Here is an 11,247-nt window from a genome sequence, read left to right on the forward strand (position 1 = left end):
TGTACCTTGTCTATGACTTCATCAGGAAAATACTATATTTCGATTCTTACAGAGTACGAGAAGGAGATAAAAAGGAAGGAAATTGAAAAAGTTGTTGGCTTAGATTTTTCAATGGATGGGGAATGTTCACTTCTTTCTTACAGTACAAACTAAAAGAACAAGGGAAACAACTTATCAAAATTGATAAATGGTTCCCATCTACCAAAACTTGTTCGAGTTGCGGAAATACCCAACCAATGCCTATAGAAATTAGAACTTACGCTTGTTCGTGTGGGCTAAATCTCGATAGAGATTATAATTCAGCGCTTCATATCAAAAAAGAAGGCATTCGCTTATTAGCAAGTGCCTAATGAAAATATAAACTCTTGGAACAAGAGGGTTAGCTTGGTCCATTTCGTCAGCTACCAAAAGTGGCGATTACCCAAGAAGCCCCACTTCAAGCAACCCGTAAGGGTGGTAAGTGGTGGGAGTAGTTCACAAATAAGATGGTAAGCTAATGCTCTACAGTTATAGGTAAGGTTTTTCCGCGTAGAGAGAGCTTTTATAATCATAAGTTTAAAACAATAACTGATAATCGAAGGGGGATAAGATGACAATTTTAAGAGGAACTAGAATATCAGGGGCGAACAAACGAGCAATTTATACGATGAAAAATAGTTTGTTTAACCATAATAAATATCTATGAAAGAGGTATGATAAAAAGGATAATAGGACAAGGTTAGAAATTAAAGAAAACCCGAACTATAATCCGAGTATGAATATTCGGATAGTAGTTCGGAGGTTTATTTCATATTCCAATGAAAAGACAAAATTGTTATTCGACTATTATGTCTCTATACCAAATTAGTTTTGCACTTTATCTACGATCCTGTAATTTTCATGAGCCACTACCGTATTAGGAAAGCTATGACTAATTTTTTGCAAATTACTTGACGACGAAATATCAACGATAATGCTCCGTTTACAACTTGATGGTAATACTTGTCCCTTAAGAATATAGTTATCTTTTACAAACTCAATAACATCTCCTGGTTTTGCCTTTTTTTTATCTGGTTTAAACATAATTATTCCTCCATTCATTAGATGAAAGCTGCTATTTAAAAAGTCTTGCGAAAGAATCCTTCTTCATTTCGTACTTCTCTCCAGGAGTTAGTTCATATTTTAATCGCTCAATCTGTTGTTTGAGTTTATTAATTTCTTCTGACTGTTGTTCTGCGATTTTTGCTCGCCTAGCTTGTTCTTCTTGTAAAGCTAGTATCGACTTCTCTTGGTTTGCAACATTGGATACTGTCAGTCCAATTGTTTGCATAACTGTCAAGATGTTTTCTTTGTAGCTTCCTTGATCAAATGCTTGCTGTACATCTTCAATGGTGCTTTCTACCCTAATTGGAAAGCTTCTATCTGCTAATCTTTTTTCAATGTCAGTTTTATTATATTGCTGGTACTTGCATTTTTTTATGAATTTCAAAACGTCAATTGCTTCCGGAAGATAATACATGTCATCTTGCTGCTGTGTCTTTGGTACGTACATGTTAAATTCCTCAATCCAGGTTGATGCAGTGTGCTTTGGAACACCGACAATGTGAGACAACCCATTTAGACTAAGCAATTCCATTGTTTTTCACCGTCTTTCTAATATAATCAAAATAGTTAGTTGGCTGTGCTTAGATGGAAGCACACTACTAATAGTAAACAAAGAAGATGGAATGAGTATGTGATAAATGTGGAATAATTGAGGAAAAATGAAAAGCTAAAATGTGGTCCGATAAAGAGGCTGAGACAAAACAATGAAGAAACAATAAAAAACGAACGCTAATTAGTTTAAAATAATTATCTTTTCGCTTTTTGATTATAATCATTCATTTAGCACCTGAAATAAGCGAGACTCCGGCAGGAACAGCACGAGTCCGAAGCTCCTCCTATTGATAACATGATTATTCGTATTTTGAGTAAAGAAGTTGTGTTTTGTCCCAGCCTCAAAATCAATCAACTATTGATTCAATTCATCAATGCATGCTTGAACTAATGTAACTCCTTGGCTCATTGAAGGGCCACCACCAAAAGCAGCAGCTACACAAATCGCATCGAGAATTTCATCTTCTGTGCAACCTTGGTCTAAGCAACCTTTAGTATGATAAATAATACAATATTCATCTTGGGCATGGATGCTAATACCTAGCGCCATTAATTGCTTCATTTTTTTAGATAATGCACCTTCTGAGAAGCATGCTTCTGTAAAGGATGTATACGTCTTCGTAAATTCAGGCATTTTTTCGGTGAATTTCCCAACACCTTCTTTGTATTCAATTAATTTAGTCTTAATAGAATCCATTCTCTCCAACTCCATTTCGTTAGATTTAATCATGATGGTAGTATGAGCCAAATACGTAAAGATAAACCAAAATATAATGAAAGGAAGAAACTTCCTTCTACTTCGATCTAGTTGCTCAATTAATGCTGAAAGAATAAATGCAGTGATGATATTATAACGATTGGTTCGCTCTTTATATAAGCTATTTTATTGAACAGACCCCTCATTTAGGTTAGTATTCATTTGACTTTCACTGAATTTTTATAATATACTTTATTCAACAAAGTTGAATGAAATGAAACTTGGTCTAATATAGATATAATGAATGATCTTTTAACCTATAATTATGAAAGCGCATACTTTTTGTGCACTGAAATGATCAGGATGGCATACAGTGATAATAATAACCTTATCGTAAGTAGGTTCTATAAAAATCCATTTAAAAATTGGAGGGGGAAGCATGTGTCAGTATCCTAAACATGTCCAGTTAAAAGAGGTTGGTCCTAGGGACGGATTGCAAAATGAAAATGTATTTATTGATACCGATGATAAGATAAAATGGATCAACATGCTATCTGAATCTGGTGTGCAGGAAATAGAATATTCATCCTTTGTACATCCTAAGTGGATTCCTGCCTTGGCAGATGCGCGTGACGTTGGAAGAAGGATAAAGCGAAATCCAAATGTGTCCTACTCTGCACTAGTTCCTAATTTAAAAGGTTTAGAGCATGCGCTGGAAACAGGAATTGATGCAGCTTCCGTCTTTATGTCAGCTAGCGAAACACATAATCAAAAGAATATTAATAAATCAATAGATGAAACCTACCCAGTCTTGAAAAAAGTTATTCAAGAGGCAAAGACTGCTGGGAAATTCGTAACCGGTTATATATCTACCGTTTTTGATTGTCCATATGAAGGAAGAATTTCTCCAGAACAAGCGGTCGCAGTTTGTGATCAATTATTTGATTATGGTGTTGATTCGATTTCGTTAGGAGATACGATTGGCTCTGCAGTTCCAAGTCAAGTAGAAGCATTATTAGATCACGTCTTATCTCGTTATTCTCAAGAAAAAATTATTATGCACTTTCATGATACTAGAGGAATGGCAATCGCAAATATCATGACATCAATCCAATATGGAATTACTCGCTTTGATAGCTCTGTTGGTGGATTAGGGGGTTGTCCGTATGCAAAAGGCGCAGCTGGTAATGTCGCTACGAATGATGTCCTTTATTTGCTACATGGGTTAGGAATTGAAACTGGAATAAAAGAAGAAAAAATTCAACAAGCAGCTTTATATATTCAAGATAAATTAGGCAAGAGACTTCCTAGTAAAGCACTCGCTTACCAATTGAGTAATTTCAAGAAGACCGTGTAAAGTAAGAACAAGGGCAAAACAAAAGAAATTCTGATAAAATCCCTAAACTACTATAACGCTAATAAAATATTCTTGAATAGTAGTTTGGAGTTTTATCGTGAAATGGTAAACATTCCTATCGAGATAAAATCGTTAGTCAATCTGAACAAAACATATGAGTGGCTCTGAAGCTTCACGTTGCTAAATAAAATATGAGTAGCAGTGTTAGCTGAGCCCACAAAAGAACCCTATAACTTAAATTGTGATGAAAGAAAAATTTATGGCGCATATAACTGGCAGTAATACCCCCACTTCAGCAATAAAGTGAAATCAATAGTGGTAAGTGGGGGATAAACAAACACACTTTCACTTAATCGCCTTTCGATATTTAAATTCGCCCCCCTATGATATTTTATTTAGGTTTATTTGCTTACTAACGATACTAGACCCTTACCTCCTATGACCTCACTGGTTGTCACAGTCTTGATCCGAGTCATTTCCTTTGTGTTGGTTAGAACTAAAGGAATGATCGTACTACTTGCTTGTTCCTCAACTATATCAAAATCGATTAACTTACCTCCAGCGGAAACATTATCACCTTCTTTCACATAGAAAGTGAATCCTTTCCCCTTTAGTTGAACTGCTTCTAGACCAATATGAATCAATAGTTCAACACCGTTATCTGTACGCATCCCAAGAGCATGCTTAGTAAGGAAGACCTGAATGATTCTCCCATTAACTGGAGATAAAATAATTCCATTTTTTTTGGGTTAAAAGCAATCCCATCACCCATTATTTTTCGGGAAATACAGGATCAGGTACTTCTTCTAAACCAATTACATTTCCGTCTACCGGTGCATAAAGATTGATATTTTGAGGCGCTACTTTATTCTTACAGTTTTTTTAACAGTGTTTTCCCCATCCTTGCTTAAGTTATCGTAAAAAATAGTGTTTAGGTACTTGACCTTCTTTCAATTCTACTATACTATGTTTATATAAATAATGCAAACGTTTGCACTAATGATGCATGGAGCATTTCAGTTCAGATCAGTATGTATAATTACTATATTCATGGAATGAAAGTGTTTACATTCATCTCCTTTGCTATCTTTTTATAAGGAAAATGAATAGGTTTATTTACGAAAACGTTTGCATCAAAATTGGGATGCTAAAGAAATTTGAGGAGGGAAAACAGCATGAAGAACATGTTTTCATTTGATTTCTGGCAAAAGCTTGGAAAAGCATTGTTAGTCGTTGTTGCGGTTATGCCTGCTGCTGGAATCATGATTTCATTAGGGAAAGTAATCGGCATGACAATGAACGATTTTTCATTTTTGCTAGTGATTGGCCGAGTAATGGAAGATATCGGGTGGGCAATTATTAATAACTTGCATATTTTATTTGCGGTAGCCATTGGTGGCTCATGGGCTAAGGAAAAAGCTGGCGGAGCCTTTGCAGCATTACTAGCGTTTATTTTGATAAACCGAATTACTGGTGTGGTATTTGGAGTAACTAGTGATATGTTCACTGAACCCAGAGCAACAGTAAATTCTTTATTTGGAAGTGAATTAATCATTGATAATTATTTTACTTCTATATTAGGTGCACCCGCGCTTAATATGGGAGTATTTATTGGGATTATTTCTGGATTTGTAGGTGCAACGATTTATAACAAATATTATAATTTCAACCGCTTACCACAAGCTCTCTCATTCTTTAATGGAAAACGCTTTGTACCCTTTGTCGTTATTCTTTGGTCTGTAATTATTGCACTCATTATGTCTGTTTTATGGCCATTTATTCAGGGGGTAATTAATGAATTTGGTATCTGGTTGGCGAATTCAAAGGATTCAGCACCATTTCTAGCACCTTTCGCTTTTGGAATGCTGGAGCGTTTGCTTTTACCGTTTGGATTACATCATATGTTGACAGTACCGATTAATTATACAGAGCTAGGTGGAACCTACACGATTATGACAGGTGCATCTGTAGGAGAAGTAGTTGCAGGTCAGGATCCACTTTGGCTTGCTTGGGTTTCAGATTTAGTAAACCTGCAAGCAGCTGGAGATATGCAAGCATACAACAGTTTATTACAAGAAGTGACACCGGCAAGGTTTAAGATGGGGCAAATGATTTTATCAAGTGCCGTTTTAATTGGTGCTGCACTTGCAATGTATCGTAATGTGGATAAAGATAAGCTAACAAAATATAAATCAATGTTTTTCTCTGCAGGACTAGCTGTATTTATTACTGGTGTAACGGAGCCGATTGAATTCATGTTTATGTTCGCAGCACCTTTATTGTATTTTGTATATGCGGTAATTGCTGGTTTAAGCTTTGCGATGGTTGATTTAATTGATTTGAGACTACACTCGTTTGGACTAGTTGAATTAGCCACACGACTACCGATGGCAATAAACGCTGGTCTTGTTGGAGATATCATTAACTTTGTCATTACCTGTATCGTTTTCTTTGTAATTAGCTATTTCTTATTTAACTTTATTATTCAGAAGATGAATCTTCCCACTCCTGGACGTGCTGGAAATTACTCAGATGATGATACGACTGTTGAAAAAGATAAGGAAAAACAAAATTCTTCTATTCATAAATCAGCTGGAGATAACGAAATTGCAGAAATTATTCGGTTGCTTGGTGGTCAGGAAAATATTCTCGAAGTTGATGCATGTATGACTAGATTACGTGTATCGGTTAAGGATGTAGCTGATGTAGCGTCAGAAACGGATTGGAAAAAGACTGGAGCTATGGGGCTAGTGAAAAAAGATTCAGGCGTTCAAGCAATATATGGTCCAAAAGCCGACGTTCTAAAGTCAAAAGTACAGGATTATTTGGAGGATAACCAATGAAGCTATTGACACTTAACTGTCATTCTTGGCAGGAGGCGGATCAATGGAAAAAGCTGGACATACTTGCCGCTGTAATTCATGAGCAATCCTATGATGTAGTCGCTTTACAGGAAGTAAGTCAATCGATCACTGCAGAAATGGTTAAAGGTAAGTTAAAAGCTAATAATTTCGGGTTTTTGCTTGTGCAAAAGCTGAAGGAATTAGGATCGATGTATGACTATGAATGGGATATTTCACATATTGGTTATGAGTGTTTCGAGGAAGGGGTAGCTTTGTTAACAAAGCACCCTGTTCTCCAGCGTGAATCATTCTTTGTCAGTTGCAGTCAAGATACATCTTATTGGAAAACACGTAAAGTAGTTGGAATGACGGTTAATTATAAAGGTATATCAACTGCATTTTACGCTTGTCATTTAGGCTGGTGGCAGGATGAAGAGGAGCCTTTTCGTTCCCAAATGGATCGGTTAGTTGCACGAATTAATCAAGAAAGACCACATTTTTTAATGGGTGACTTTAATAATCCGGCGGGGATTGCTGGTGAAGGGTATGATTATGTTCAGGACTTTGGCTATTTTGATACGTATCAACTAGCTAAACATAAGGATTCTGGTGTAACGGTTCTAGGTGAGATTGCAGGCTGGGAAAATCATTCAGATAAGAAGCGAATTGATTTTATTTTTTCCTCTAAAAAGGTAGAAATTCTTACGTCGAGAGTTATTTTGAATGGTATTAATAAACCAGTGGTATCCGATCATTTTGCAATCGAGGTCAATGTAGCTGATTGGTAGACTACATTATATGTTAACAATTGAACAATGAAGGAGTATACAATGATGAAAAAAGTATGGTGGAAAGAAGCGGTTGCCTATCAAGTATATCCTCGTAGCTTTATGGATGCTGATGGGGATGGAATTGGAGACATTCAAGGTGTTATTTCCAAATTAGATTATTTAGAGGGATTGGGTATTGATGTGATTTGGCTTAGTCCTGTCTATCAATCACCAAATGATGACAATGGTTATGATATTAGTGACTATCAAGCGATTATGTCTGAATTCGGTACAATGAATGACTTTGACCAGTTATTAGAAGAAGTTCATCAGCGGGGAATGAAATTGATTATGGATCTAGTAATCAATCATACATCTGATGAACATCCGTGGTTTATAGAATCTAGGTCTTCAAAAAATAATCCCTATCGTGATTATTATATTTGGCAAGAAGGTAAAAATGGAACCGAGCCAAATAACTGGGAATCTATATTTGGTGGTTCTGCTTGGGAGTATGACGACAGAACAGAAAGTTATTATTTGCATGTCTTTTCTCGGAAACAGCCAGATCTGAATTGGGAAAATCCAGCAGTACGCCAATCGTTGTATAGCATGGTTAATTGGTGGCTTGATAAAGGTATTGATGGTTTTCGTGTTGATGCGATATCCCATATCAAAAAAGTACCTGGTTTCCCAGATATGCCAAATCCAGATAACAGAAAATATGTTCCGTCATTTGCAGGTCATATGAATCGAGAAGGAATTCATGTATTTTTACAAGAATTAAAAAATGAAACCTTTGATCAATATGACATTATGACTGTTGGAGAAGCGAATGGCGTCACGATGGAGGACGCTGCACTTTGGGTTGGCGAAGAGAAGGGTAAATTTAATATGGTCTTCCAATTTGAACACTTGGATCTTTGGGGGAAAAGTATTACTGGTGGATTAGACATCCATGCCTTAAAAGAAACATTAACTAAATGGCAAAAGGGGCTTGAGGGAGTCGGCTGGAATGCATTATTCCTCGAAAACCATGATCAGACTCGTTCCGTTTCGAGTTGGGGGAATGATGATGAATATTGGAAGGTTTCGGCAAAGGGATTAGCTACGCTATATTTTCTTATGCAGGGTACACCATTTATTTATCAGGGACAGGAAATAGGGATGACAAATGTTCAATTTCCAGCGATTGAAGATTATAACGATGTGGCTATGAAAAATCTGTATGCTGAAGAAATTGAAAAAGGCACAAGTCATCAAGAAATCATGGAGATCATTTGGGAAAAAGGAAGAGATAATTCGAGAACGCCTATGCAGTGGAATGGCAAGGAAAATGCTGGTTTTACAACAGGACAACCTTGGATGAAGGTCAATCCGAATTATAGAAGAATCAATGTTTCCGATCAACTGGCTGATCCAACATCCATTTACCATTATTACAAACAATTGATACACATTAGGAAGCAATATTCTGCATTTATTTATGGAAGTTACAACCTGGTCTTAGCAGATCATGATCAGGTGTATGGCTATACCAGAACGGATGGAGATCAGCAAATGTTAATTCTTGTGAATTTATTTGAAGAAGAAGCTGATGTCAACGTGACAGAAACTCTGATAGTTTCATCAGCAAAGTTGTTAATCAGCAATTACGATGTAGAGAACGAAGAGCAACTGAAGAATATGGTTTTAAAACCATATGAAGCAAGAGTTTATCGCCTATATAATTGGCAGTAATATCTCCACTTCAAGCAATAAAGTGAAAACAATATGAATAAGTGAGTGATCGACTGCCACTGCCAGTAAATGTCCGAATGGTTCAAAGGGATTTAGGTCATATCTTTGTGGTACTAACATCAGTGGAGGAACAAAAATCCCCCATTTTACTTTATACGTCTTTCAGTAAGTAACATCACCCTCTAAACCATTCAGCAAACGATTCATCAACTCGGTGATCAAGGAGACTTTGACGTTTCTTCTCAGGAAGGAGACTTGCCTCCATCTATACAATAGGTTGTGGCCAGTCTCCTCTTCCTTTTCCTATTAAATAAAATATGCTACTACTAAGTACAAAGCTGCTGCAATACCTACGCCTATGGATACAATTTTTAATTTATACTGTGCATATTCGACAAGAGGAACTTCTAGAATAGATGCCGTTGTAATGGTAGTGTCGCCTAGCGGAGAGGTCATTGCTCCAAATGAACCGCTTGCAAATACGGCACCAACTGTCATCGGTAATGAAGCTCCTGTTGAAGTTGCCAGAGCAATCCCCAGTGGCATAAATATTCCCCATGTTCCAAAGGATGAACCTAGGAAATAGCTGACAGCTGAACCTACTAAAAAAACAATAGCTGGAATAGTAAATGCAGGAAGAAAACTGCCAATTGTCGCCTCGATAAATTTGGAAAACCCAAGGTCTTCTGCAACAAAAGATAAGGACCATACTAGTACCAGAAGAATAATTGCCTCCATGAGTTGGTTTCCACCATCATAAAAGTGGTAAATGGTTTCACTTAGTTTTTGGTCCCTTAACATATAGAAAATAAACGTGATGATGAGTGTAATAAATACGGCAAGTAAGATAACAAAGGTAGCATCCGCTTTTGCAAAGGCATTAAATATTCCGGTAGCTCCTTTTTCTACGCCGTTTTGCCATAATAAAAATAAGGTTAGACCAAGCAATAAAAACAAAGGAACAATTAAATTCCAAGGCTGCGCTTTCACCATGGATAGCTCTTTTTTAATTCCTATGCGGTGATGTTCATCTGTCTGTTGCATGTTTTGATCTTTGTTGGTTTGCTTTTTGCTGGGCTTGGACCAGAATGTCCTAATTAGTCCAATGATCAGCATTACAATTGCAAAAAAGTTAAATGGAATACTGTACAAAAATACTTGATAGGCATCTGCTTCCAGATTATGTTTTTGAATTCCCCCTTCAATAAGGGAAACCATGAAACCGACGAAAGCAGTGGCAGCTGGTAATAATACGATAACGGAACTGGTGGATACATCCATCGTGAACCCTACTTTCCAGTGAGACATGTTCACCTTTTTAAGTAAGGATTTTACCACGGGTCCAATCATCATTATTCGAAACATCGGCATCATAAATGTAAAAGGTAGGGTCAACCAGATGACAACTAGAAGTCCTCGTTCGGATTGAATTTTGTCACCAACCCACTCAGAAAATCCTTTAACTCCTCCAGAAATTTGCATCATACCAATCAATCCGCCAAATAAATATAAAAAGGCGATAATATTAATATTCCCTGGATCTGCCAATGTCGTTATGAGATAGTTTACGGCTTCTTTTGTTCCGTTTAATACGCTGAATTCTAACAGAAAAGCACCTACAAGGAGTCCCAGCACTAGTCCAGGAAGAAGTCTTTTTTGCCATATAGCTAAAGCAATAACAATAGTAAAGGGAATGAGGGAGAACCAGGTGTGATCCATCGTACAGCCTCCTCTAAATGGATGGTTTGATATCTAGTATAAGGTTGAAAAAATGAATAAAAGCTATAATTACCATTTGTAAAAAGTCGATTTTTCATACGTAGCTTTTGCAGAAAGACATAATCACTACATGCTTCCTCATAATAGGTGAATCTGTTGATTATTAGATGTCAATAAAGCTATTAGAAAGGGTGAAATGGACAGCAGTTATTAAATAGTGTGAGGAATCTTTTGCTATTTTTTAATAGAATTGCTATGATAGTTTTAATTATTTAAATAATTACATAATATTCTTATCTAGAGAGGTCGAGGGACTAGCCTGAAGACACCTCAGCAACCTGTTTTATAAATAAGGTGCTACTTCTAGCAAGTTTTATAAACTTGAAAGATGAGAAGGTGACGATGTATGTATACAAAAGGGGCTGGGACATAACTAGCCCTTATGAAGTTAAAAAAGATTCCAGTTATCAAAAAATGATAGCTGGA

The 11,247-nt window shown here is 36.5% G+C and carries 9 protein-coding genes, 1 pseudogene and 1 riboswitch; of the genes and pseudogenes, 5 read left to right on the forward strand and 5 right to left on the reverse strand.

The genetic code is table 11. From position 1 onward, the window contains the following. A pseudogene (locus tag ABDZ84_RS12185) lies at positions 1-350 on the forward strand (zinc ribbon domain-containing protein); the annotation flags it as partial. Between the two features lie 493 nt (positions 351-843). Here the strand turns inward: ABDZ84_RS12185 and ABDZ84_RS12190 are convergent. The 3 genes from ABDZ84_RS12190 to ABDZ84_RS12200 all read right to left on the reverse strand — a co-directional run bounded on the left by ABDZ84_RS12190 (position 844) and on the right by ABDZ84_RS12200 (position 2,347). Further along, on the reverse strand, positions 844-1,062 hold the full coding sequence (locus ABDZ84_RS12190) for a DUF2187 family protein (RefSeq protein WP_026679800.1): 219 nt from the start codon (positions 1,060-1,062) through the stop codon (positions 844-846). Between the two features lie 31 nt (positions 1,063-1,093). Then, positions 1,094-1,615 (reverse strand): MerR family transcriptional regulator, encoded by a 522-nt coding sequence (locus ABDZ84_RS12195; RefSeq protein ID WP_026679801.1) that lies wholly within the window; start codon positions 1,613-1,615, stop codon positions 1,094-1,096. A gap of 375 nt (positions 1,616-1,990) precedes the next feature. Continuing rightward, positions 1,991-2,347 carry a carboxymuconolactone decarboxylase family protein gene (locus ABDZ84_RS12200; protein WP_321133720.1) on the reverse strand — a complete coding sequence of 119 codons (357 nt, stop codon included), beginning with the start codon at positions 2,345-2,347 and terminating at the stop codon, positions 1,991-1,993. A 424-nt stretch (positions 2,348-2,771) separates the two neighbouring features. On the opposite strand from ABDZ84_RS12200, the gene ABDZ84_RS12205 reads away from it, so the two are divergent. Continuing rightward, complete coding sequence (locus ABDZ84_RS12205; protein WP_343781672.1) at positions 2,772-3,689, forward strand: hydroxymethylglutaryl-CoA lyase; 918 nt, start codon at positions 2,772-2,774, stop codon at positions 3,687-3,689. A 401-nt stretch (positions 3,690-4,090) separates the two neighbouring features. Here the strand turns inward: ABDZ84_RS12205 and ABDZ84_RS12210 are convergent, their stop codons facing one another. Beyond that, positions 4,091-4,423, reverse strand: a complete 333-nt coding sequence (locus ABDZ84_RS12210) for a PTS sugar transporter subunit IIA (RefSeq protein ID WP_228089105.1) — start codon at positions 4,421-4,423, stop codon at positions 4,091-4,093. Positions 4,424-4,864: 441 nt separating this feature from the next. Here ABDZ84_RS12210 and ABDZ84_RS12215 point away from each other — a divergent pair, with 441 nt between their 5' ends. The 3 genes from ABDZ84_RS12215 to ABDZ84_RS12225 are packed head-to-tail and all read left to right on the forward strand — an operon-like array spanning position 4,865 to position 9,042. After that, positions 4,865-6,532 (forward strand): PTS transporter subunit IIBC, encoded by a 1,668-nt coding sequence (locus ABDZ84_RS12215; protein WP_026679804.1) that lies wholly within the window; start codon positions 4,865-4,867, stop codon positions 6,530-6,532. Beyond that, on the forward strand, positions 6,529-7,320 hold the full coding sequence (locus ABDZ84_RS12220) for an endonuclease/exonuclease/phosphatase family protein (RefSeq protein ID WP_026679805.1): 792 nt from the start codon (positions 6,529-6,531) through the stop codon (positions 7,318-7,320). Before ABDZ84_RS12215 ends, ABDZ84_RS12220 begins: the two co-directional genes overlap by 4 nt. A gap of 45 nt (positions 7,321-7,365) precedes the next feature. After that, the gene (locus ABDZ84_RS12225; protein ID WP_034678361.1) at positions 7,366-9,042 is read left to right on the forward strand and encodes a glycoside hydrolase family 13 protein; all 1,677 of its coding nucleotides are present in this window, start codon (positions 7,366-7,368) and stop codon (positions 9,040-9,042) included. Between the two features lie 306 nt (positions 9,043-9,348). On the opposite strand, the gene ABDZ84_RS12230 is transcribed toward ABDZ84_RS12225, so the two are convergent. After that, positions 9,349-10,761, reverse strand: a complete 1,413-nt coding sequence (locus ABDZ84_RS12230; RefSeq protein WP_026679807.1) for a Na+/H+ antiporter NhaC family protein — start codon at positions 10,759-10,761, stop codon at positions 9,349-9,351. Positions 10,762-11,051: 290 nt separating this feature from the next. After that, a riboswitch (SAM riboswitch) is annotated at positions 11,052-11,156 on the forward strand. Positions 11,157-11,247 lie beyond the last annotated feature (91 nt).

The organism is Virgibacillus salarius (assembly GCF_039521925.1).
Taxonomy (GTDB): domain Bacteria; phylum Bacillota; class Bacilli; order Bacillales; family Amphibacillaceae; genus Virgibacillus; species Virgibacillus salarius.

What these genes read in the sequence shown, in the direction of transcription:
- ABDZ84_RS12205 (WP_343781672.1), top strand. Translation starts at nt 2,772, where the DNA reads ATGTGTCAGTATCCTAAACATGTCCAGTTAAAAGAGGTTGGTCCTAGG.
- ABDZ84_RS12215 (WP_026679804.1), top strand. Translation starts at nt 4,865, where the DNA reads ATGAAGAACATGTTTTCATTTGATTTCTGGCAAAAGCTTGGAAAAGCA.
- ABDZ84_RS12230 (WP_026679807.1), bottom strand. Translation starts at nt 10,761, where the DNA reads ATGGATCACACCTGGTTCTCCCTCATTCCCTTTACTATTGTTATTGCT.
- ABDZ84_RS12220 (WP_026679805.1), top strand. Translation starts at nt 6,529, where the DNA reads ATGAAGCTATTGACACTTAACTGTCATTCTTGGCAGGAGGCGGATCAA.
- ABDZ84_RS12200 (WP_321133720.1), bottom strand. Translation starts at nt 2,347, where the DNA reads ATGGAGTTGGAGAGAATGGATTCTATTAAGACTAAATTAATTGAATAC.
- ABDZ84_RS12225 (WP_034678361.1), top strand. Translation starts at nt 7,366, where the DNA reads ATGAAAAAAGTATGGTGGAAAGAAGCGGTTGCCTATCAAGTATATCCT.
- ABDZ84_RS12190 (WP_026679800.1), bottom strand. Translation starts at nt 1,062, where the DNA reads ATGTTTAAACCAGATAAAAAAAAGGCAAAACCAGGAGATGTTATTGAG.
- ABDZ84_RS12195 (WP_026679801.1), bottom strand. Translation starts at nt 1,615, where the DNA reads ATGGAATTGCTTAGTCTAAATGGGTTGTCTCACATTGTCGGTGTTCCA.